This window comes from Thioalkalivibrio sp. AKL9 (genome assembly GCF_000377825.1).
Classification (GTDB): domain Bacteria; phylum Pseudomonadota; class Gammaproteobacteria; order Ectothiorhodospirales; family Ectothiorhodospiraceae; genus Thioalkalivibrio; species Thioalkalivibrio versutus.
On record NZ_KB905104.1, the window covers coordinates 298,431 to 321,066 of the forward strand.

Here is a 22,636-nt window from a genome sequence, read left to right on the forward strand (position 1 = left end):
CAACTTTGCCTCGGGCGACCCTGCCAGCACAAGGCGATCACTACCCATCGACTAACGTCGAATTAACGCGCCGGCGGGCGCGAAAGAAACGACGCAGCTGATCGCCCGCCTCGTCTCCCCGAACACCGCGCAATACCTCGATATGGTGGTTATGAGAGGGATGGTGAATCAGGTCCAGGGCACCGCCAACAGCGCCTGTGCGGGGGTCGACTGCGCCGAAAACCAGCCGCGCCACCCTTGCGTGAATCATGGCTCCGGCACACATACTGCATGGCTCCAGAGTCACATAGAGCGTGGTACCCGGAAGCCGGTAGTTCCGCAGTCTTTCGCCGGCCGCACGCAACACCCGGACCTCGGCGTGGGAGGTCGGGTCGTGCTGCGCGATCGGGGCGTTGTGACAGGACGCCAAACAGGTTCCATCGGCGGCCACCAGCACCGCCCCGACCGGGACCTCGCCCAATTCGGCGGCACGTCCGGCCTCTTCCAGGGCCCGGGCCATCCAGAAGTCGTGGGCCTCCGGTTGCTCCGGCCGAGGTCCATCAGCCCCGGCGGGCGCCGGACTAGCGTCCGCCATCGGCCTGCGGTCCGGGCTTGGCCAGCGCCGACTCGATCGCGTTCGCCAGGTCGGCCGGCTTTTTCTGCGGGGCGAACCGGTCGATCACGCGGCCGTCGCGGCCGACCAGGAACTTGGTGAAGTTCCACTTGATGCCCTGCGTGCCCAGGGCACCCGGCGCCTGTGCCTTGAGGTGCCGGTAGAGCGGATGCGCACCGTCCCCGTTCACTTCGATCCTGGCGAATACCGGGAACGAGGCCCCGAATCTCACCCCGCAGGCCCGAATCTGGTCCGCATCACCCGGCTCCTGCCCGCCAAACTGGTTGCAGGGAAATCCCAGCACCCGGAACCCTTGTTCGGCGTAGCGATCATGCAGGACCTGCAGGCCCTCGTACTGGGGGGTAAAACCGCATTCGCTCGCGACGTTCACGATGAGCAGGACATCACCCCGCCAGTCCGCCAGCGGCTGCTCGCCTCCCTCCGGCAACGGCGCGGAAAAGTCGAAAACGTCGCTCATTCGCGGGCCTCCCCTTCGGCTTCGCGCAGCAGTTCGTGCTCCAGCTCCGCGAGGACATCAGCGGTCGCCTGCGACAACGCGGAGACCAGGCGCGCCGCCGAGCGCCGGTCGATGGTGTGCTGTGCCTCCATGTGGACCAGACGGGAACGCTCCGCCGTGCGCAACTGGGTACGCAGGCCCACGCGGCCCATTCCCCGCACAGGTTGTTCGGCATCCGCCGCCGGAAGCGCGTCCAGGTTCGCGGCGTCGAGATCGCCATAGAGGGCCGTCACCAGCAGGTGAAGCTCCACTGCGGGTCGCCCCTCGGCCCGGACGTCGGCCGCGCTACCGACCAGTTCGACGGCCGCACCCTCCCGCGTCCAGCGCTCGCGCAACAGCTGCTCGATCTGTTCGCCCGGGGTCAGAAACCATTCGTTGTAGTAGTCGGATTCGTAACGATGGTCGCCCAGGCGGTAGACCAACCCCTTGCCGGAGTAGGCCGGCGCCACGCGCACCGAGCCCAGTTCGACCGCCAGGGGACGATCCGTTTCGGCCTGCAGAGGGGCCGGTTCGGCCGGCAACTCCAGCAGGAACCATGACCGGTCCACCGCATCGCGCTCGGGAATCAACGTGCAACCGCCCAGAAGCCAGGCCGTCAGCAGTACGGCGGGTAAGGCCCATCGGATCATCAGTTACTCCTCGTCCATCGTGCTGCGCGGCGGCGGCGCACCAAACAGTGCACCGCCCGGATTACGGCGAACATCGTCCGACAGACTACGCAGTCCACCCATCGCGGCCTGCAGTTCGTCGAGGGTTTCCAGCAACTTGCCCTCGCTCACGTCCATTCCACGATTCAGGCGCTCCACCATCGAATCCATCCGGTCCACCAGACGTCCGACATCGGCGGCCTCGGCCGTCTCGCGCAACTCGCGCAGCGCGGCGCGCGTCTCGCTGGGCAGTGCCTGGGTATCCGGGTGTTCGACCAGACGCTCCACCGACTCCATTACCCGGTTCGCCGTACGCGTCGTGGCCTTCAGTTCCTCGATCATCTCACCCGCCTGGCCGGCCAGGCGCTCGGTGTCGAGGTCGCCGATAGTCGAATCCACCGTGACCAGCAGGTTCGTCAGGTTGTCGACGACCCCCTCGATATCCAGCTCTTCGAGGCGTCGCAGGAAACTCTCCGCGTACTCCAGAAACTGCATCGCCGTGCTCGGCGACGACGGGATGTAGACGGCCTCCGGCTCCCAGTCATGGGTCAGCGGCGGGTGCGCCCCCGGGTCCGCGAAGTCGGCCTCGAGGTAGTTCATTCCGGTGATGCCCTGGGCCGCCATGCGGACCCGCAACCCGGCATCGATCAGGGTCTGGAAGACATCGATCCGGAACTCGCCCTCCTGTGCGCTCGCGGCAAAGCGGTCGGGATACAGCCTTGCCCGCACCATCACGTAGCGCTTGCGGTCACGCGGGGCCACATCGGATTCGTAGACCACCGAGGTAAACGTCAGATCGGTCACCTCGCCGATGTTCACCCCGCGAAACTTCACCGGCGCCCCGATCTCCAGGCCCTGGATCGATGAGTCCATGTAGGTCTCGATCTGGACCGACGGACGCAGCAGGTTACCCGCCGTCAGGATCAGCAATGCCGCCACCAGGGCCGCCAGCCCGCCGAGGATGAACAACCCCAGCCGGAAATGATGTCGGGCACTCATGCGGGCCTCTCTTCGTCGGAATCCGTCCGCCGCAGGAACCGCTGCACCCACGGATGATTCGATGTGTCACGCAGGGTCGCCGGGTCGCCCTCGGCTGCAATCCCCTGGCTTTCCTTGTCGAGCATAATCACCCGGTCGGCAATCGCAAAAATGCTGGCCAGTTCGTGGCTGACAATCACCATGGTCATGCCCAGGGTCCGCGCCAGGCGCTGGATCAGCCGATCCAGGTCCGCCGAGGTAATCGGATCCAGCCCGGCCGAGGGCTCGTCCAGGAACAGGACCTCCGGGTCCAGCACCATGGCGCGCGCGATGGCCGCGCGTTTCTGCATGCCACCGCTGATCTCCGAGGGCATGAACTCGGCAAACGAACCCAACCCCACCAGCTGCAGACGGGCGCGCGCGATGGCGTCCATGGCCTGGCGCGGCAATTTCGTATGCACCTCCAACGGCAGACGCACGTTTTCCAGCAGGGTCATCGACCCGAATAATGCGCCCATCTGGTACATAACGCCGACCCGCCGCAGAATCGCCTCGCGCTGCGCGCCCTCCGCTTCGGCGATATCCGACCCGGCTACCCAGATATGCCCGGCCTGCGGCCGGTTAAGCCCGATCATGTGCTTGAGAAGCGTGCTCTTGCCACTACCGGAGCCTCCCAGGATGACGAAGATCTCGCCCCGGCGAACATCGAAGTTCAGATCGCGCATCAGCACAAGGTCATCGAAACCCATGGTCAGCCCGCGAACACGGATAACCACTTCGCCTTGCGTGCCATCCGGGACGGTCATGCCCGCGTCGGTCATGCCTCAGACCCCCAGATGGTAGAACAGCACGGCGAACACGCCGTCCAGCACCACAATGAGAATGATGGATGTCACTACCGCGCTGGTGGTGGAAAGCCCGACCGAGGCAGCCCCGCTGCCGGTCTGCAATCCGCGCAGACAGCCTACCCCGGCGACCACCAGGCCGAACACCACCGCCTTGACCAGCCCGGAAAACAGGTCCGAAAGTGACAGCGCGGACGTCACCTGATTGAAGAACGCCACCCAGGGAATGCCGAAGCCCTGCATCACCACCGCAGCGCCGATCAGCCCGATCATGTTCGCGTACAGGGCCAGCAATGGCGCAACCAGCAACCCCGCGAGCACCTTCGGCAACACAAGAAAACGCACCGGATCCAGCCCCATTGTCTTCAGGGCGTTGACCTCTTCGTTCACCTTCATCGTGCCGATCTCGGCCGCGAAGGCGGCCCCCGAGCGGCCCGCCAGCAGGATCGCCATCATCAACGGCCCCAGTTCGCGGAACAGCGAGACCGCCACCAGGTTGGCCACGAAGATCTCGCCCCCGAACTGGCGCATCGCGATCGCCGACTGAAAGGCCAGGATCACGCCCAGCAGGAAGGCAATCAGCGAAACGATCGGCAAGGCCTGGAAGCCCGCCGCCTCCGCCACCCGCAGGGTATCGCCCCACCGCACCTGGCGCGGGTGGCGCAGGGCACTGCCCACGGCTCGGGTCAACTCGCCGACAAAGCTGAACTGGGAGTGTGCCGCACGCCCCACCCGGTCCACGCCGTCCATCCAGCCCTGCCACCAGCCACGCCCATCCGCAGCGCGAGCCGGCTCGACCGCATCCAGCTCGCGGTACGGGGCAAGCTGCTCCTCGACCATCCGGCCCATACCCTCGAACCGGACCTCCGCATCTGCACGCGCGAAGTCTTGCTCCAGCGCATGCAGCAACGCCGCCCCCGCCCCGTCGCAGTACTCGACGCCCCGCAGGTCCACCAGCACCGCACCCGCCGCCTGCTGCCCCAGATCGCGGGCACGGCGCCGCAGCGAGCCCCAGTGTTGCTCCACGGCATGCACGTCCAGCCGCCCCGACAGGCGCAGCCGGGGTGCGGGATCGACTGTGGCATCATATTCGAACGGGGGTTCCGCACTGGCGGCCGTGGAATCCATCGCGTGACTCGCGGAGAACGAGCCTTCATGGTAGCCGCATCCTGGCACCTGGAACCATTCGCCGGTGAAGAACTCTTCAAGGCAGACTGCCAATCCATCCGCCGCAACCAACAACGAGGCTCGAATGTCATCGGCCAAGGACGCCCTGCAACAGGTAGAACACGCACTGAACGAGGTCCTCCTTGGCAAACCCGAGCCGGTCCGCCTGGCGCTGGCCTGCCTGCTGGCCAATGGGCACCTGTTGATCGAGGACGTGCCCGGGGTGGGCAAGACCACCCTGGCCCACGCCCTGGCCCGGGCGATGAACCTCGAGTACCAGCGCGTGCAGTTCACCAGTGACCTGCTGCCCGGCGATGTCCTCGGCGTCTCCATCTTCGAGCAGGCCAGCGGCCAGTTCCGCTTCCACCCCGGGCCGATCTTCACCCAGGTCCTGCTCGCCGACGAGATCAACCGCGCGCCCCCGAAAACGCAGAGTGCCCTGCTGGAAGCAATGGAAGAGCGCCAGGCCAGCGTGGAGGGCGCCACCCGCGAATTGCCGGTGCCATTTTTCGTCATCGCCACCCAGAATCCGGAGGAGCAGGTCGGCACCCACCCGCTGCCGGAATCCCAGCTCGACCGGTTCCTGATGCGCATCCAGCTTGGCTACCCGGACGCCGGTGCCGAACGGGCCCTGCTGGAACGCAGCGGGCCCGCCCCCGCGGCCGCACCGGTGGCGGAGAGCCACCCCACCCCGCCCAGCCTGGTGGCCCCGCACCAGTTGCGGGAGTGGCAGGACCGGGTGGCCGAGGTCCATGCCGGCGCTGAGGTCCTCGACTATCTCCAGGGCCTGATCAGTGCCAGCCGCGACCGAGCGCGCTTCGCCCACGGCCTGTCACCGCGTGCCGGGCTGGGACTGCTGCGTGCGGCCCGGGCCCACGCCTTCCTGGAGGGCCGTGACTACACGACACCCGACGATATCGCCCACGTATTGCCAGCCGTTGCCGGGCATCGGGTGCGCGCACGCGAGCCGGAGGCCCCCGAACGCACGGTCGCGCGCCTGATGGAATGCGTCCCGACTCCATGACCGGCCCCGCTCGCTCGCGCGGCCGCATGGCCCGCCTGCGCGACGATGCCATCCGCTGGATCACCCGGCGCCACGCACACGATGGCGACCAGGCGCACCTCGGGCGCGACCGCATCTACATCCTGCCCACGCGTGCCGGGTACACCCTGTTCGGCATCATCCTGGTGATGCTCCTGGGATCGATCAACTACTCCAACAACATGGCGTTCCTGCTGACCTTCCTGCTGGTGGGCATCGGCCATAACGCCATGTGGTACACCCATCGCAACCTGCTGGGTCTGCAGGTCTCCACCCTGCCCGTCCCTGCGGTATTTGCCGGTCAACCGCTGACCCTCCCGCTACGCCTGAGCGAGACCGCTGGACGGGCCCGCGAGGCCCTGGTCCTGCGCATCGGGACGCAATCCAGCGCCCCCTTCCCGGTCCCGGCACAGGGGACCCATACCGCACAGCTGGAGCTGCCCGGACTCGCACGCGGCGTCTACCGCCTGCCACGCCAGCGGCTGGACACACGCTACCCGCTGGGCATCCTGGAGGTCTGGAGCTGGCTGACCCTGGCGCCGGAGATCGTGGTCTACCCGGCGCCGATCGATCCGGGACACACCGCCGGGGACGATGGCGAAGAAGCCGCAGGGGCGTACGACCGGCGCGAGGGCGATGCGCCCGACCAGATCCGCCCCTACCGCACAGGCGATCCACCCGGTCGCATCGTCTGGAAGGCCTTCGCCCGCAGCGGCAAGCTGCATGTCCGTGAATTCGCCAGCGGCCAGGGTGATCGCCTGTGGCTGGAATGGGGGGCCATGCCCGCCTCCGATACCGAGACCCGCCTGTCCATGCTGTGCCATCAGGTACTCGCGGCCCACGCGGAGGGCCGCGTCTTCGGCCTGCGCCTGCCCGACCAGGCCCTGGAGCCGGCCCAGGGGGTCGTTCACCGCGATCACTGCCTGCATGCCCTTGCGCGGTTCCGCAGCACCCCGGTCGAAATGAACCCGGAGCCGGGCCCATGAGAGACAAGACCGCCAGGCCTGCAGACCACACGGATCTGCGCGGATTGGAGCTGGCCCTGGTCGCCCTGCCGGTCGCCGCCCTGCCACACGTCTGGCATCAGCCACCGTGGATCACCGCGCTGGTCGTGCTCGCGATCGCCGCGCGGGCGTGGCTGCTGGGCACGGGCCGCCCCGCGCCTTCGCTGGGCGTGATGAGCGTACTGGCCGTGATCGCCGGTGGCCTGACCTTCGCGCAGTTTGGCACCGTATTCGGCCAGGAGGCCGGCACCGCGCTGCTGCTGGTGATGATCGCCTTCAAGTTGCTGGAGACCCGCAACCGCCGCGACATCGTGATCGCACTGTTCCTCGGCTACTTCGTGGTGGTCACCACCTATTTCTTCGACCAATCCATCCTGATCGCGGCCTATTCGCTCCTGGCCACCTGGCTGCTCACCGCCGCGCTGATCCAGGTGCATGCCGGACGCGTGATCCCCCGCCCGCGCCTCGCGCGGCAGGCGGGCGCCATGCTGCTGCATGCCCTGCCCTTCATGCTGATCCTGTTCTTCGTCTTTCCGCGCGTCGAGGGTCCGCTGTGGGGCGACCCACAACGCGAGCAGACCGCGCGCACCGGGTTGTCCGGCGAGCTCAATCCCGGCGATATCGCCAACCTGCTGCAGGACGAATCGACCGCGCTGCGGGTCGAATTCGACCGCCAAGTGCCGCCCCTGCGGGCGCAATACTGGCGCGCCCTGGTCATGACGGACTTCGATGGCCGGCGCTGGTCCGCAGACGAAAATCGCTCGGTGATCCAGCCCACGGCCGCCGACACCGACAACGTCATCCGCTACACCGCCACCCTGGAGCCCACCCGAGCGCGCTATCTGCCGATGCTGGATTACCCAAGCGCCCTGCCCGAGGATGCCGAGCTGCGCGCGAACTACCAAGTCCTGCGCGATCGCCCCGTGACCAGCCGCATCCAGTACAGCGCCGAGGCCGCCCTGACCACCCCACCCGGAGCGGGCGAACCCACACTGGATCCACAGGAGCGTACCCGCGCACTGCACCTGCCGACTTCCGCCGCGCCCCGGTCGCGGGCCGAGGTTGCCCTGTGGCGCGCCACCCACGGAGACGACGATCGCGCCATCATCCAGGCGGCCCTGCAACGCTTCAGCGCCGAGCCATACCGCTACACTCTCCAGCCGCCACGCCTCGAAGACGACACCACCGACACCTTCCTGTTCGAGACCCAGGCCGGTTACTGCGAGCATTATGCCTCCGCGTTTGCAGTGCTGATGCGCGCGGCCGATATCCCGACCCGCGTCGTCACCGGCTACCAGGGCGGAGCATGGCAGGCCCGTGGCGAATACCTGCGCCTGCGCAACGCCGATGCCCACGCCTGGAACGAGGTCTGGCTGGATGGCGAAGGCTGGATCCGGGTCGACCCCACCGCCGCCATCGCACCCGAACGCATCGAACAGGGGCTGCCCGGGCTGGCCAGCGACACCGGCGAGGAGATACCCGGCTTTCTTCGCCGCGGGGAGGGGCTCTCCTGGCTGCAGCGGGCGCGCTTCGGGATGGACGACTGGGGCGACTTCGTACGCTTTCGCTGGGAAAGCTGGGTGCTGGCCTTCGACCCCGAACGCCAGCGCGAGCTGTTCGCTCGCCTCGGGCTGGATTCGCAGGACTGGCGCTCGGTCCTGATCGCGCTGGGGGCTGGGTTCGGCAGCCTGGCACTGATCGCCCTGACCTGGGTAGGGCTGCGCCGGCCACGCCAGCGGCACGCACCCGCCGATCGCGTGCTGCAACAACTATCGCGCCGCATCGCGCGCCACGACCGCCGCCTGGCGCGCCAGGCCCACGAACCTGTGGATGCTTGGTCCCGCCGCGTCGCACGGGCGCGCCCGGATCTGAGGGAATCCTTGAAGGCCTTCGCAGAGGCCTACAACCGCCAGCGTTTCGCCCCGTTGACGCCCGAACAACGCCGGGAGGATTTGCGTCACCTGCGCGGCCTGCTGTACGCGGTACCGCGCGGGAAGCCACCCGCGCCCGGACCGGACCCTGCCCACGCGTAATGCGCGCCCGTGTTTCCGGCGCCCCAAAACGACTCGGGGCCGCCCGGTCTGTCTGACCCGGACGGCCCCGTTTCCTGTCCACGATCCGCGTGAGCGAATCGGCCCGCGTGACGCCTTATGCCGCGTCGTTACGGAAGATGAAGTGGTGCCGGGCACCACGCCGCTCGTCCTGACGCCGCGCGACCTTCTGCACCTCGGGACGGTTGGCAAACTGCGCCAGGGTAATCCCGTCGAGGAAGTCGTAGAGCTGCTGGCTCAGGTCGTCCCACAGCTCGTGGGTCAGGCAGCGATCGCCGTCCTGGCAGTCCTTGTGGCCCTTGCAGCGCGTCACGTCGACGGATTCATCCACCGCCGTAATGATGTTGGCAATGCTGATCTGGTCCGCACGCTTAGCCAGGCGATAACCGCCACCCGGGCCCCGCACGCCTTCCACCAGATCGGCCTTGCGCAGCTTGGCAAACAGCTGCTCGAGGTAGGACAGCGAAATGCCCTGGCACTGCGAGATGTCGGCAAGCGTCACGGGCCCGATCCGGTCGTGAATCGCGAGATCCATCATGGCCGTCACTGCATAGCGGCCCTTGGTTGAGAGTTTCATGCTTGTTGCCTCCGAATAACCTTGAGTATGTGTCCTGCTCGACATCCGTTCGCAGGCTGGCATCCATTCTTAATTCCTGACAACGCCTGTCAAGAATAATTCCTTATTTACCTGACAATGGTAGTCGGGAATAATTCCCTCATTCTAGCAGGCGAATGAAGAAAGATCACGGAATGCTAACGTAGGTATTCAGAACCGTTCCATGCAACGGAGTTCCCCGGCACAAGAGCGAATCGGCAACGGGCCAGCCTTGGCAGAAGGCAGGGGGGAGGAAGGACGAAGAGACGATATGCCCGAGCGGAGACGCGCTTTTCCGATGGGTACCGGAGATGACGGACGTGCCCGTCCGGGCACTTGGCTTGTCAGCCGGACGGCCGACTGAGCTCCGGCACGGACGGACCCTCGAGGATCATCACCAGCGTCCCGACCGGCAGGCGCGGGAACAGCTCGATCACTTCATCGTTGCGCATACGCACACAGCCCTCCGAGGCCGGTTCGCCAATGCGTCCCTCCTCGTCGGTCCCGTGGATGTAGATGTACCGGCGCAGCGAATCCACATTGCCGCCCCGATTGATGCCCGGCTCCAGCCCTTCCAGCCAGAGGATCCGCGAGGTGATGTTGTCGCGCGGGCTTTGCGCGCCCGGCTCGGTCAGGATTTCCGCGATCTGGCCGGTGTTGCCACGGGCACGGAAGATCGTGCCCCGCGGCGCGCTATCACCGAAGCGCTCGGCAATCCGATGCAGGCCCAGCGGTGTCTTGAAGGTGCCCTCCTCGAAACCTACCCCGCGCGCCGAGGTCGATACATCGAAGATCTCCGTCACCCGCCCGGCCTCCCAGACGTACAGCCGCTGCTGGTCCACCCGGACCACCACCACCGGGACATCATCCGCATTGGGGGCTCGTTCGCGGGCATCCCGGACGACGGGTTCGATCCATTGGAGACTGGGCAAGAGCACCTCGCGTCTACTTCTTGTTGGCCAGATCCAGCACCTCGCCGGCGACCGGCGTGTTCACCAGCCCGTCGCCGCGCAGCGCCGCGAGGTGTTCCAGATAGTCCGGAGGCAATCCAGTCACGTACTCCCCGGTGAAGACCGAGCAGTCGAACTCCTGAATGTTCCGGTTGCCGCGGCGCACGGCCTTTTGCAGGTCTTCAAGGTCCTGGTAGATCAAGCGGTCGGCGGCAATCGCCTCACACACCTGGGCCTCGTCCCGACCGTGGGCAATCAGCTCGTCGGCGGCCGGCATGTCGATCCCGTACACGTTGGGAAAGCGCACAGGCGGCGCCGCCGAGGCGAAATAGACCTTCTTCGCTCCCGCCTCGCGCGCCATCATCACGATCTCGCGCGAGGTCGTGCCACGCACGATGGAGTCGTCCACCAGCATCACGTTCTTGCCGCGGAACTCCAGCGATATCGCGTTGAGCTTCTGGCGCACGGATTTTCGCCGCTTGGTCTGGCCCGGCATGATGAACGTACGCCCGATGTAGCGGTTCTTGATGAACCCCTCGCGGTACTTGATGTTCAGCTCGTGCGCCATCTCCAGCGCTACGGTACGGCCGGTGTCGGGGATCGGCACGATCACGTCGATGTCGTGATCCGGCCAGATGCGCCGGATCTTTTCGCCCAGCGCGGTCCCCATGCGCATGCGCGCGCGGTGGACGAACACGTTGTCGATCACCGAGTCCGGGCGCGCGAAGTAGACGTGCTCGAAGATGCACGGGTTCAGGCGAGTCCCCTCGGCACACACGCGCGTGCTGACCTCGCCGTCCGGCGTGATAAACACCGCCTCGCCCGGCGCCAGGTCCCGCTCCAGATCAAAGCCCTGGGACTCCAGCGCGGCACTTTCGGAGGCGACCATCCATTCGCGCCCGCCCTCTTCGGCCTCGCGCGAGCCATAAACAATGGGTCGAATGCCGTGCGGATCGCGGAACGCCAGCAAACCGCCCCCGGCGATCATCGCGACCACCGCGTAGGCGCCTTCGGCCCGCTGGTGCACGCGCTCCACCGCATCGAACACGGAATCCGGCGTCAGCCCGTTGTCGAGGAAGCGCAGCAGCTCCTGGGCAAAGACGTTCAGGAGGATCTCGGAGTCCGAGTCGGTATTGATATGCCGGCGATCCGTGGCGTACAGCGCCTGCTTGAGCTCGCGCGCGTTGGTCAGGTTGCCGTTGTGCCCCAGCGTAATCCCGAATGGCGAGTTCACGTAGAACGGCTGCGCCTCGGCCGAGCTCGACGAACCGGCCGTCGGGTAGCGCACGTGGCCGATACCCATATGGCCCGTCAGGCTCTGCATGTGCTGGTTGTTGAACACATCGCGCACCAGACCGTTGTCCTTGCGCAGATGCAGCCGCCCGTCATCGTCACAGGTCACAATGCCTGCGGCATCCTGGCCCCGGTGCTGCAAGACCAGCAGGGCGTCATAAAGGGGCTGGTTCACCGGGCTGCGCCCGACGATTCCGACAACTCCACACATACGCTTTCAGGCTCCAGGGTTTTGCAAACGCTGACCAAAGCCGTTCACGGCCCGTCAGCACACGTTGCACTGCAAATGCCGGTTGCAGCTCGCTTCTAGGGCGTCGCCGGCTCGTCGGCGTCGGGGATTACTTCTTCAACCGGCTCGTCACTCGCCAGCAGATCATGGATCTGTTCCTGCCAGCCTTCCGGCAATTGGGCAATCAGCCAATCCACCAGGCGCTCGAACTCCGGGATCAGGCGGCTGTTTTCCCACCAGGACTCGTCCGGCATCAAGGTCAGCGAGGCAAGGAAGATCAGCACCGCCACCAGCAGCACACCGCGCAGCAGCCCGAAGATCACGCCCAGCGAGCGGTCGGTACCGGTCAGCCCGGTCCCCTTCACCAGGCGGTTGGCCACTACTCCGAGAATGCCGCCCACAATCAGGACGCCAATAAAGATCAGGGCGAAGCCAATGCCCAGGCGCAGGGTGGCATCCGAAACCGCCTGGGGGATTTGTTCCGCCACCTCGGCCGCATAGCGGATACCCAGCCACACGCCCACGATCCACGTGGCGAGCGAAAAGGACTCGCGCACGAAGCCACGGAAAAGGCTGATCAGCCCTGACACAACGATCAGGGCGATGATGATGAGGTCGATCCAGTTCACGGGGCCGGCATCGCGTGCTGAAAGGGCGCGTAGTTTACCCCAGCCATCGGTTCCTCGCAGGGTGCCCCGGTCGTCATGGCCATCAGGGGTGTGCCACCACGATACCGGACAACTCCAGCTCGTCCTGCAGCCGTTCGCCCAGCTTCACGGCCTCCTCGCGCTGCGCCAGCGGACCGACCTTCACCCGGTAAATCGGGCGGCCATCGGCCATGGAGTCATCGATGAAGGCCGGCCAGCCCGTGTCGCGCAAGCGGGCCGCCTGCTCGCGCGCGTTGTCCTCGCCGCGGAAGCTCCCGACCTGCACCGCCCACCCGGCCTGCACCGGCTCGTCTGGCTCGACCGAGCGCACCGGCGCATCCTGGCGGGCCGCGGAACCTCCCTGCTCCCCAGCGGCCGCCCGCGCGCCCTCGCCATTCTCCAGGCTGTGCAACTCGGCAACCGGCCTGTCGCGTTCCGCCGCCGGCGCGGCGGGTGCCGCGTCCCGACGTGCAGCCGGGCGCTCCGATGGCAGGGCGATATCGGGCTCGGCAAAGGTGGGCGCCGCGGGCACCGGGTCATCGATCCCGCTCATGTACTCGTAACCTGCCCCGTCGAACAACCAGGGCAGAAAGATGACCGCCAGCACGATCAGGATGACCGCGCCAACCAGGCGAAAGCGGATGGGATTGTCGCTGCTGGTCATGCGGTCATCCGAGGGCGGCGCCAGGGCCAGTTAAGGAAACACTACACGCCTGTGACAGTACGCTCGCTCGCGCCGGCGTCGCAAGCCGTCGGGCATGACGCTCCTGACGCTCAAAGGGCATGCACAACCTCGCCCGCAGCACCAAGCGCCTCGGCCTGCCCGGACAGTGCCAGCTCAGCCAGGTCCTGCGACTGCTCCAGTACCGCCGCCACGGTGTAGAACGAACCGAACACCACCACCCGGCCGCAAGGTCCGGCGCAACGCGTTGCTTCTGCGATGGCCGCCGCGACGTCATCCACGCGGGACACCCGGCGTTGTCCGCTCGCCTCCAACTCGGTGGCCAGCGCCGCGGCGGGCAATGCCCGCGGCAGGTCCAGCGGGACCGGCACCCAGGCATCGACGAGGCCATCCAGACGACTCCACATGGCGGCCCGCTCCTTGTCCGCCATGACGGCGACCAGGGCCACCACCGCACCCGGGGCGGAATGCGCCTCCAGCCAGCGCGCGAGTTCGTTGACCGCATGCACGTTGTGGGCAACATCCAGCAGCCATTCCGGCTCGCCGTGCAGCCGCTGCAGACGGCCCGGCGCCGAGATCGCCAGGGCCCGACTGACGACACCATCGTCGAGCCCCCGGGCCAGTCCCAGTGATTCGACCACAGCGAGGGCCGTAGCCGTGTTCAGGAGCGCCGCACCATCAATCCGGGCGGCTGCGCCCTCGACCCGCCATTCGCGCGCCGTCCCCTGCCACTGCCATCGTAGCGTCGTCGCGTCGCGCGTCAGGGCGAAATCACGCCCACTGCGCAGGACCTGCGCCCCCAGTTGTGCGGCATGCTCCAGCACGCTGGCCGGCGGTTCGGGCTCGCCCAGCACTACCGGGCGATTGGGGCGCATGATACCGGCCTTCTCGCGGCCGATCGCCTCGCGACTGTCGCCCAGCCAGGTCTGATGATCGAGGTCCACCGCGGTGATCGCAGCGACGTCGGCATCCCAGATGTTGACGGCGTCCAGGCGCCCGCCCAGCCCCACCTCCAGCACCTGTACCGCGACTCCCTGCTCGCGGAACAGCCAGACCGCGGCCAGTGCACCGAATTCGAAATAGGTCAGGGAATCCTCGCCGCGAGCCTGGTCGATCGCCTCGAAGGCACGGCACAGGGCGGCATCGGAGACGGGCTCGCCGTCGATGCGGATGCGTTCGTTGTAGCGCAGCAGGTGCGGCGAGGTGAACAGCCCGACCTTCAGCCCCTGCGCCTGCAGCAGGGCCGCGGTGCGCGTCGCCACCGTCCCCTTGCCGTTGGTCCCGGCCACGATCACGGTGGGCGGTCTGTCGGCCCCACGCAGCCCCAGGCGATCGGCCACCAGGGCAATGCGCTCCAGGGTCAGATCCATTCCCACGGGATGCAGTTGCTCCTGGAAGGCGAGCCACTGCGCCAGGGTCGTGCAGCGCACCGGCTGCCTCAGGCGGGGCGCGGCGCGTCGACGCGCTCGCCGTCCGCCCCGTTTTCGGGACTGATAACCTCGACGGACCCCTCGCCCTCCGCCTCATCTGCGGCTGGGTCGGCGCCCGGCGCCGGGGCGTGGGTCAGCATGCCCAGCACCGCAGCCAGACGGCTGCGCATGTCACGGCGATCGACGATCATGTCGATCGCGCCATGCTCGAGCAGAAATTCCGAACGCTGGAAGCCCTCGGGAAGGGTCTCGCGCACGGTCTGCTGGATCACGCGCGGCCCGGCAAAGCCAATCAGGGCATTCGGCTCGGCCACGTTCAGATCACCCAGCATGGCCAGGCTCGCGGACACACCCCCCATGGTCGGATCGGTCATCACCGAGATGAACGGGATGCGTTCTTCCTGCATGCGCGCCAGCACCGCGCTGGTCTTGGCCATCTGCAACAGCGAGAACAACGCCTCCTGCATGCGCGCACCACCGGAGGCACTGAAGCACACCAGCGGGATGCCCTGTTCCAGCGAGCGGTTGGCGCCGCGCACGAAGCGCTCGCCCACCGCGGAGCCCATGGAACCGCCCATGAAGCGGAAGTCGAAGGCAGACGCCACCAAGGGGCGCCCCAGAAGCTGGCCCTGCATCACGACCAGGGCATCGCGCTCGCCGGTGGCCCGCTGGGCAGCCACCAGGCGATCCTTGTACTTCTTGGAATCGCGGAATTTCAGGACATCGGAGGATTCGATATCCGCCGCGATCTCCTCGCGGCCCTCGGCATCCAGGAAGGTCTCCAGGCGCCGGCGTGCGCTCATGCGGCGGTGATGACTGCATTTCGGGCAGACATCGAGGTTGCGTTCCACCTCGGGGCGATAAAGCGTCGCGTCACAACCCTCGCAACGGACCCACAGGCCCTCCGGGACCCCCCGCTTGGTCGCATTGTCGGTGCGGATGCGCGAAGGCATCAACTTCTCGAACCAGCTCATGCCGTCTCCCCGTAATTCGAATCGGCGCCGCGCATTCTACACCGTGGCTGCCGCGCCCGGGGAGCGCGCCGCATCCATGGCATGACGCATCTCACTGACCACCGCCGCCGCCGCACGGGCGAAGCCGTCGGCATCTCCGTCGTGCTCCTCGGCCAGGCGCACGATCGCGCTGCCCACCACCACGGCATCGGCCACCTGCGCCACCCTCCCCGCGGTCTCGGCATCGCGAATGCCGAAGCCGACGCCCAACGGCAGCCCGGTGTGGCGACGCAGACCTTCCAGGCGCGCGGCCAGTGCCGAGGTATCCAGGGTCTGCGAACCGGTCACGCCCTTCAGCGATACGTAGTAAACGAAGCCGCGCGCCGCCCGGGCCACATGATCGATACGCGCCTCCGAGGTCGTGGGCGCGATCAGGAAGATGGGATCGATGCCGGCCTGCTCCAGCAGTCCCACCACGTCCTCGCTCTCCTCCGGCGGCAGGTCCACCGTCAGCAGCCCATCCAGCCCGGCCGCCTTCGCGGTCTGGGCAAAGGTCTCGTACCCCATGCGCTCGACCGGATTCAGGTAGCCCATCAGGACCACCGGCGTGGTGGTGTCGGTCTTGCGGAACTCCGCCACCATCGCCAGCACGTCGCGCAACCCGGTGCCAAAACGCAGGGCCCGCTCGCAGGCCTTCTGGATCACCGGGCCATCGGCCATCGGGTCGGAAAACGGGACGCCCAGCTCGATCAGGTCGGCCCCGGCCTCCACCAATGCATGCATCAGGGGTACGGTGGCCCCGGGCTCCGGGTCGCCCGCCGTCACGTACGGGATCAACGCCGCGCGATTCTGTTCGCGCAGTTCGGCAAAACGCTGCTCGATGCGGCTCATAGCATAATCCCCTCGCGTTCGGCCACGGTGTTCAGGTCCTTGTCGCCCCGCCCGGACAGATTGATGATGATGCTTTGATCGGGACGCATCTGCGGGGCCAGGTCCAGCACATGGGCAATCGCATGACTGGTCTCCAGCGCCGGGATGATGCCCTCGGTGCGGGTCATGCGGTGGAAGCCGGCCAGCGCCTGGTCATCCGTTACCGACACGTAGTTCACCCGGCCGATGTCCTTCAGCCACGCATGCTCCGGCCCGACGCCCGGGTAGTCCAGGCCCGCCGAGACCGAGTGCGTGCCGATGATCTGGCCATTCTCGTCTTCCATCAGGTACGTCCGGTTGCCGTGCAGAACGCCCGGCTGCCCGGCGCACAGCGGCGCAGAGTGGCGCCCGGTCTCGACCCCGTCGCCCCCGGCCTCGACCCCGACCATTTCCACCGACTCATCGCCAAGGAACGGATGGAACAGCCCGATGGCATTGGACCCGCCGCCAACACAAGCGACCAGGGTATCCGGCAGGCGGCCAGTCATCTCCAGGTGCTGCTCGCGCGCCTCGCGGCCGATCACCGCCTGGAAGTCCCGGACCATCGCCGGATACGGGTGCGGCCCTGCCACGGTCCCAATGATGTAGAAGGTGTCGTCGACGTTGGTCACCCAGTCGCGCATCGCCTCGTTCAACGCGTCCTTCAGGGTGCGGGTCCCGGATTTCACCGCCACCACCTCGGCGCCCAGAAGGCGCATGCGATAGACGTTCTGTGTCTGGCGCCGGGTGTCCTCTTCGCCCATGTAGACCACGCATTCCAGCCCCAGCCGCGCGGCCACGGTGGCCGTCGCGACGCCGTGCTGTCCGGCACCGGTCTCGGCGATGATTCGCTTCTTGCCCAGGCGCTTGGCCAGCAGGGCCTGGCCGATCGTGTTGTTTACCTTGTGCGCGCCGGTGTGATTCAGATCCTCGCGCTTGAGGTAGACCTGCGCCCCACCCAGTTCCCGCGACATGCGCTCGGCGTGGTAGAGCGGGTTCGGCCGCCCAACGAACTGCTTCAGGTCATGATCCAGCTCCGCCAGGAAGTCGGGATCCTGCATGTACTGCTCGTATACCGCCTGCAGCTCGTCCAGCGCCCCCATCAGGGTCTCGGACACGAAGCGCCCGCCATACGGCCCGAAATGCCCACGGGCATCCGGGAAAGCCGCCCAGTCAATCTTGTTCATCAGTCTCTACCTCGCATTGACGCACCGCCTGCACGAAGGCCCGCATGCGTCGTGCATCCTTGATTCCGGGCGCGGATTCCACCCCAGAACTCACATCGACCCCGTACGGACGCAGGTGTTCCAGCGCAGCGCGCACCGAGTCCGAATCCAGTCCCCCGGCCAGCAGCCAGGGCCGTTCCAGTGCGTCGGGGACCCGCTGCCAATCGAAGCGATGCCCCGATCCGCCGCTGCGCCCCCCGCCATGACTGTCCAGGAGAAACCCCTGGGCATCCGGGTGCTGCTCCATCACCGGGCGTGGATCCTGCCCTTCGCCCATGGCGATGGCCTTCAGATAAGGCCGCCCGAAGCGCGCGCAAAACGGCGCCGTCTCGTGCCCGTGAAACTGCAGGCAATCCAGCCCTACCGTCTGCAATACCGTTTCGACGCGTGACGGATCCGGGTCCACAAACAATCCCACCGTGGTCACGAACGGGGGCAGCGCGGCCGCGATGGCCGCGGCCTGCGCCGGCTCTACCGCCCGCCGACTCGCTGCATGAAACACCAGCCCGATGGCATCGGCCCCAGCCGCCGCCGCGGCACGTGCCTGTTCCGGGCTCGTCACTCCACAGATCTTCACCCGATAACGCATGCGCCCGCCGGCCTCCTCTATCCGGTCGCAAAGCCTACCAGAACCCGGCACGCGATCCGGCTTTCCCGCAATCACCCCGGCGCATTCCCCGGGACGCCATCGAGGACCGGCCCCGCGGTGATCGGCAGCTCGAACTCCACCGGATAATCCACATGCACGAAATAGAGCCCGCCGGCCGGCGCGGTGATCCCCGACGCGCGCCGATCCCGCGCCGCCAGAACCTCCATCGGCCAGCCCACTTCGGCCCGACCATCCCCCACCGCCAGCAGAACGCCGGCGATGTTGCGCACCATGTGGTGCAGAAAGGCATTCGCGTGGATATCCAGAATGACGTAGGAGCCGCGCCGGCGCACCGACAGCGAATGCACCCGGCGCACGGGCGACTTGGCCTGGCACGCCGCCGCTCGCAGGCTGCTGAAATCGTGCTCCCCCACGAAGGCCTGACCGGCCCGATGCATGCGCCGGGCATCCAGCGGCCGTCGCCACCACGATACCCGCCCGGCCTCCAGCGCCGGACGGATCTCGCGATTCGCGATCACATAGCGGTAGCGCCTCCCGAACGCGCCGAACCGGGCGTGGAAGGTATCGGGTACCGGCTGCGCCCAGGTCAGCGCAATCGCACCCGGCAGACGACTGTTGCTTCCCAGGATCCAGGCGCGTGGTTCGCGTTGTGCCGGGGTGTCAAAGTGCACCACCTGGGCGGTGGCATGGACCCCCGCATCGGTACGCCCGGCACAGTTCAGCTCCACCGGGTGATTCGCCACGAAGCCCAGCGCCGCCTCCAGGTGGCCCTGTACGCTCGGACCATCCTTTTGCCGTTGCCAGCCCAGCAGCCCGCGGCCATCGTATTCGACACCCAGCGCCCAACGCTGGCGCGTGGCCGGCCCCGTTCCCCCCCCGGATGACACCGACATCTGGTCGCTATTCAAAACCCAGCCCCCAGTACCGTCCACCAGACCGCCACCACGCCCGCCCACAGCCAGGCCAGCGCAGCCTTGGGGATTCGCCAGCCCGAGATCATCGCGGATTCCGCCGGGAGCTCTGCCGCGACAGCGCCACCCCCTGCGAGGGCCTGATCCAGGCGCAGGACAAGCCATTCCCGGACCTGTGCCAAGCGCGCACGGCGCACTCCGCGCAGGCCCGCCCGGCGTTGCTCCAGTGCGACCCGTTCACCCTCGAACATGGCCAGTGCCAGAAACAGACGTCGCGCGAAGCGCTCGCCCCAGCCCCCCAGCACCTGGCGTGGGCCGCCCAGAATGCCCCCAAGGGCACGCACCAGTGCCGGCCGCGGGAAGCGTCCGGTCATCCAGACCACCAGCACCACCACGAGCATCAGTGCAGCAATACGCCATCCGGCCACCTGCAGTCCCGTGCCCCAGTCTCCACCCCCCGTCGGCCACACCCCGTAGAACACCACGAGCGAGAGATAAAACCATTTCAAACGCAGCAACAGCCGGCCCGCACGGCCCCAGTCCAGACCGGTCAAGGCCAGCCCTCCGGCCACTACACCCGCGACGGCCACTACCTGCGGCTCGGCCGGCACTAGCGCCGCAGAAACGCCCAGCACACCCAGCAGCGCCGCTGCCGCGGCTCCGGCATCGCCCTCAGCGGGGGCCGACCTCATCGGCTCTTCCGCGCTCATCGCCACTCAGCGCCCATCCCCATCCTCGAAACCAAAAGGCCCCGCCCGAGAGATCCCCCCGGGCGGGGCCACACATCGTAGCCATGATCGGTTCACGGCGCCGGCATCACCAGCCCGACACGACCCGGCTCCAGCAATCAGCTTCCCTGAATCTGATCCCGGATCGCCTCGGCCTCGCGCTTCTGTTCGTCGGTACCGGAGGCCAGAACCTCGTCGATGAGCTCCTGGGCGCCCTCCGCATCGCCCATGTCCGCATAGGCCTGGGCCAGACTCAGCCGCGTCACGTTCTCGTCATCGCCGGCCCCATCCGTACCTTCCCCGGCATCGGCCGATTCCGGCGCGGCGAATGCCTCGCCCGAAGCCGGCAGATCCTCGTCCATCTCCAGCCCGGTCTCCTGGCCTTCACCACTGTCACCGCCACTGGCGGGCGCATCAAGGTCCGGAAGCTCGTTCTCCTCGAGATCGAAGGACAGGTTGTTCAGGTCATCGTCTGTCTGGCCTTCTTCCGCAGTCTCTTCGGCCGCACTGGCGAGGTCCTGTTCCAGGTTGTCGTCGATATCAAACGAAAGCCCCTGATCCTCTGCCGTACCCGGCTCTTGCGCATCGGCACGCGGCTCCGCATCGTCGGATTCCGGCAGCTCCAGATCGGAGAAATCGATCTCGTTGCTGTCAGCGTCGCCCCCCGCGACCCCGGGGTCCACCGAAGCCGGCTCGTCAAGGGAATCGGCGCTGGCCAGGCCGGCCGCCCCGGAGGCACCGCCCAACTTCGACTCCAGCTCCGAGAGACGATCGCGCAGGGCATCGTCGTCCGCACCCAGGCGATCGCGCAGGGCCATCGCCGCCTCGCGTGCGCCCGCTTCGTCCTCAAGCGCCACATGGGCCTCGACCAGCTTGAGCCGGTACTGATTGTTGTCCGGGTTCTCCTTCAGGGCGGCGTTCAGCGTCTCGACCGCCTGGTCATTCATGCCATAGGCCAGGCAGACATCCACCTCGGCCAGCACGTCGTCCGCGCCCGCCGCACCCTCGCTGGTGCTGGCGACCACCACTTCGCCTACCTCTTCTTCGGGTTGGGCCGGTGGATGCGCGGATTCTTCCTGCGCGGTCTCTGCAGACTCGTCGGAGCGCGAAGCGGCCGTTCCCACAATGGTTCCGGCCGCAGCCGCGGTCGCGGCCCCGGACACCCCGGAACCCGCGCCTCGTTCGCCGCCGCCCTGGACTTCACGCGCCTCGTACCCCGTGGCACCCACGGTCGACGCCTGCACCCCGCTGTTGTCGGCCCGCGGCTTCAGGCCGGAACCGTGTTCGTCGACCATCACCTCGCGGCGGCCGCCGCGGGCAAAAGCCAGCAACACCAGCAGCAGCAGAATGACCAGCGCAATCGCCATCATCAGCAGCAACGGATCGTTCATGATGCGTTCGTGCAGCGGGGCATTGCGTTCAGCATCCGCACGATCCAGACGGGTGCGCAGCTGTTCGCGCTCGGCGCGCAGCTGGCTCAGCTGTTCCTCGAGCCCAGCCATGTTCTCGCTGGAGATCTCGGCCAGACGCCCACGCTCGCCAAGCTCCTCGCGCAATTCGGAGAGCTCGTCGCGCATTCCGTCCATTTCGGCGCGCTGGGACAGCAGGGCTTCCTGCAGCAGCTCCTCGGAACCCCCCTGGGTTGCCCCAGCTTCCGCATCTTCCGGCAGCAGATCGGCGACGATCTCCAGGCGATCCTCGGGCGCAACCTCCTCGGTCGCGGCCTCGTCGCCCACCGCCGTTTCGTCCTCGGTCACGGCCGAGTCCGATTCGGCCACTGCGGATTCGTCGTCCTCAACCGCCGCGGCAGCGTCCTCCGTAACAGCCGCTTCTTCGTCCTCGGCCAGCGCCTCGCCCTCGACACCCTCCTCAGCCGCGGCCGGAGCCGGCTCCGGTTCTTCGCGGGCGACGCGAGTGGATTCCTGCCAGGCGCGGGTCTGGTCGGCAACCTCGGCCCGCGCCTCGGCGGTACTACGCGCGTCCAACTGTTCGCGGGACGGCGTACGCAATTCCGCGTCCGCGCGCAGCGAATTGATGTTGTTACCCATGAAGGCCTGCGGATTGGCGTCGAGGAACGCGAGCATGGCCTGCTCGTCGCTGTATCCCGAGACACCGCTGCGGCGCACGACCGCGTAGAGGGTGTCGCCACTACGCACCCGGATGGTTTCGCCTTCGCGGGTCGCACGCGGCGCCGCGCCGGGGTCCCCGCTCACGGCCGGCGCAGAAGTTCCGGAAGGCATCGTGCCGGGCGGATCCAGCAACAACGAGACCTCGCGCATGGCGCGCCCGCCATCCCAGCGCGCCTCCAGCAGCATGCCCACATAGGGCTCGCGCACCGGCCGGCGTGTGGTCAGGATGATGCGGTCACCCTCGACCTGGATGTTCAGGTCCCCCGGAACACCGCCACGGTTCAGACCGGCGCGGCGGTATGCATCCTCGGAAGCCTGGCGAATTCGCAGGGAGTCGCCGGCAGCCGCCGCCCCCCGCAAGGGAATCTCCGCCCGCAAGGGCTGATTCAGGAAGGTTTGAAGATTAATTTCGCCGAAGCCCACGGAACTCGAGGACGCCGGGGCCACCAGCAGCAAGAACAAAAACCCAACCAAAAACTTGCGCACGAATTCCCCCTGAAA

Annotated in this window: 22 protein-coding genes; 3 read left to right on the forward strand and 19 right to left on the reverse strand. The window is 67.3% G+C overall.

The features are described 5' to 3' along the window. Nucleotides 1-40 precede the first annotated feature (40 nt). The 6 genes from tadA to D573_RS0103570 are packed head-to-tail and all read right to left on the reverse strand — an operon-like array spanning nucleotide 41 to nucleotide 4,707. On the reverse strand, nucleotides 41-574 hold the full coding sequence (gene tadA / locus D573_RS0103545) for a tRNA adenosine(34) deaminase TadA (RefSeq protein WP_018937734.1): 534 nt from the start codon (nucleotides 572-574) through the stop codon (nucleotides 41-43). Next, nucleotides 561-1,070, reverse strand: a complete 510-nt coding sequence (locus D573_RS0103550) for a glutathione peroxidase (protein ID WP_018937735.1) — start codon at nucleotides 1,068-1,070, stop codon at nucleotides 561-563. The genes tadA and D573_RS0103550 overlap by 14 nt, the downstream gene beginning before the upstream one ends. Beyond that, nucleotides 1,067-1,738: a membrane integrity-associated transporter subunit PqiC gene (locus D573_RS0103555; protein ID WP_018937736.1), complete on the reverse strand. Its 672-nt coding sequence runs from the start codon at nucleotides 1,736-1,738 to the stop codon at nucleotides 1,067-1,069. Before D573_RS0103555 ends, D573_RS0103550 begins: the two co-directional genes overlap by 4 nt. Nucleotides 1,739-1,741: 3 nt before the next feature. Beyond that, nucleotides 1,742-2,755: an MlaD family protein gene (locus tag D573_RS0103560; protein ID WP_018937737.1), complete on the reverse strand. Its 1,014-nt coding sequence runs from the start codon at nucleotides 2,753-2,755 to the stop codon at nucleotides 1,742-1,744. Further along, complete coding sequence (locus D573_RS0103565; RefSeq protein ID WP_018937738.1) at nucleotides 2,752-3,555, reverse strand: ABC transporter ATP-binding protein; 804 nt, start codon at nucleotides 3,553-3,555, stop codon at nucleotides 2,752-2,754. Before D573_RS0103565 ends, D573_RS0103560 begins: the two co-directional genes overlap by 4 nt. Nucleotides 3,556-3,558: 3 nt before the next feature. Continuing rightward, nucleotides 3,559-4,707, reverse strand: coding sequence for an MlaE family lipid ABC transporter permease subunit (locus D573_RS0103570; RefSeq protein ID WP_018937739.1), 1,149 nt, complete (start codon nucleotides 4,705-4,707; stop codon nucleotides 3,559-3,561). Between the two features lie 124 nt (nucleotides 4,708-4,831). Here D573_RS0103570 and D573_RS0103575 point away from each other — a divergent pair, with 124 nt between their 5' ends. The 3 genes from D573_RS0103575 to D573_RS0103585 are packed head-to-tail and all read left to right on the forward strand — an operon-like array spanning nucleotide 4,832 to nucleotide 8,825. After that, the gene (locus D573_RS0103575) at nucleotides 4,832-5,770 is read left to right on the forward strand and encodes a MoxR family ATPase (RefSeq protein ID WP_018937740.1); all 939 of its coding nucleotides are present in this window, start codon (nucleotides 4,832-4,834) and stop codon (nucleotides 5,768-5,770) included. Then, nucleotides 5,752-6,774 carry a DUF58 domain-containing protein gene (locus tag D573_RS0103580; protein ID WP_026287912.1) on the forward strand — a complete coding sequence of 341 codons (1,023 nt, stop codon included), beginning with the start codon at nucleotides 5,752-5,754 and terminating at the stop codon, nucleotides 6,772-6,774. The genes D573_RS0103575 and D573_RS0103580 overlap by 19 nt, the downstream gene beginning before the upstream one ends. 44 nt (nucleotides 6,775-6,818) lie before the next feature. After that, nucleotides 6,819-8,825: a transglutaminaseTgpA domain-containing protein gene (locus D573_RS0103585; protein ID WP_018937742.1), complete on the forward strand. Its 2,007-nt coding sequence runs from the start codon at nucleotides 6,819-6,821 to the stop codon at nucleotides 8,823-8,825. Between the two features lie 115 nt (nucleotides 8,826-8,940). On the opposite strand, the gene iscR is transcribed toward D573_RS0103585, so the two are convergent. From iscR to D573_RS0103650, 13 genes are all read right to left on the reverse strand, one after another. Further along, nucleotides 8,941-9,420, reverse strand: coding sequence for a Fe-S cluster assembly transcriptional regulator IscR (gene iscR, locus D573_RS0103590; RefSeq protein ID WP_018145846.1), 480 nt, complete (start codon nucleotides 9,418-9,420; stop codon nucleotides 8,941-8,943). 362 nt (nucleotides 9,421-9,782) lie between these two features. Next, nucleotides 9,783-10,370, reverse strand: a complete 588-nt coding sequence (locus D573_RS0103595; RefSeq protein WP_018937743.1) for a L,D-transpeptidase — start codon at nucleotides 10,368-10,370, stop codon at nucleotides 9,783-9,785. A gap of 13 nt (nucleotides 10,371-10,383) precedes the next feature. Further along, nucleotides 10,384-11,892 (reverse strand): amidophosphoribosyltransferase, encoded by a 1,509-nt coding sequence (purF, locus tag D573_RS0103600; RefSeq protein ID WP_018937744.1) that lies wholly within the window; start codon nucleotides 11,890-11,892, stop codon nucleotides 10,384-10,386. Between the two features lie 95 nt (nucleotides 11,893-11,987). Next, on the reverse strand, nucleotides 11,988-12,539 hold the full coding sequence (locus D573_RS0103605) for a CvpA family protein (RefSeq protein ID WP_018169615.1): 552 nt from the start codon (nucleotides 12,537-12,539) through the stop codon (nucleotides 11,988-11,990). Between the two features lie 82 nt (nucleotides 12,540-12,621). After that, nucleotides 12,622-13,221: an SPOR domain-containing protein gene (locus D573_RS0103610; RefSeq protein WP_018937745.1), complete on the reverse strand. Its 600-nt coding sequence runs from the start codon at nucleotides 13,219-13,221 to the stop codon at nucleotides 12,622-12,624. 110 nt (nucleotides 13,222-13,331) lie between these two features. Continuing rightward, nucleotides 13,332-14,669, reverse strand: a complete 1,338-nt coding sequence (folC, locus tag D573_RS0103615; RefSeq protein WP_018937746.1) for a bifunctional tetrahydrofolate synthase/dihydrofolate synthase — start codon at nucleotides 14,667-14,669, stop codon at nucleotides 13,332-13,334. Nucleotides 14,670-14,677: 8 nt separating this feature from the next. Next, complete coding sequence (accD, locus tag D573_RS0103620; RefSeq protein WP_018937747.1) at nucleotides 14,678-15,643, reverse strand: acetyl-CoA carboxylase, carboxyltransferase subunit beta; 966 nt, start codon at nucleotides 15,641-15,643, stop codon at nucleotides 14,678-14,680. A 36-nt stretch (nucleotides 15,644-15,679) separates the two neighbouring features. Then, nucleotides 15,680-16,513 (reverse strand): tryptophan synthase subunit alpha, encoded by an 834-nt coding sequence (trpA, locus tag D573_RS0103625; protein ID WP_018650236.1) that lies wholly within the window; start codon nucleotides 16,511-16,513, stop codon nucleotides 15,680-15,682. Next, complete coding sequence (gene trpB / locus D573_RS0103630) at nucleotides 16,510-17,718, reverse strand: tryptophan synthase subunit beta (protein WP_018937748.1); 1,209 nt, start codon at nucleotides 17,716-17,718, stop codon at nucleotides 16,510-16,512. The genes trpA and trpB overlap by 4 nt, the downstream gene beginning before the upstream one ends. Next, nucleotides 17,705-18,346: a phosphoribosylanthranilate isomerase gene (locus D573_RS0103635; RefSeq protein WP_018937749.1), complete on the reverse strand. Its 642-nt coding sequence runs from the start codon at nucleotides 18,344-18,346 to the stop codon at nucleotides 17,705-17,707. Before D573_RS0103635 ends, trpB begins: the two co-directional genes overlap by 14 nt. Nucleotides 18,347-18,417: 71 nt before the next feature. Continuing rightward, nucleotides 18,418-19,260 carry a tRNA pseudouridine(38-40) synthase TruA gene (gene truA / locus D573_RS0103640; protein ID WP_018937750.1) on the reverse strand — a complete coding sequence of 281 codons (843 nt, stop codon included), beginning with the start codon at nucleotides 19,258-19,260 and terminating at the stop codon, nucleotides 18,418-18,420. Between the two features lie 11 nt (nucleotides 19,261-19,271). Then, nucleotides 19,272-19,988: a hypothetical protein gene (locus D573_RS0103645; protein ID WP_018939169.1), complete on the reverse strand. Its 717-nt coding sequence runs from the start codon at nucleotides 19,986-19,988 to the stop codon at nucleotides 19,272-19,274. Nucleotides 19,989-20,125: 137 nt separating this feature from the next. Continuing rightward, nucleotides 20,126-22,621 carry a FimV/HubP family polar landmark protein gene (locus D573_RS0103650; RefSeq protein WP_018937752.1) on the reverse strand — a complete coding sequence of 832 codons (2,496 nt, stop codon included), beginning with the start codon at nucleotides 22,619-22,621 and terminating at the stop codon, nucleotides 20,126-20,128. Nucleotides 22,622-22,636 lie beyond the last annotated feature (15 nt).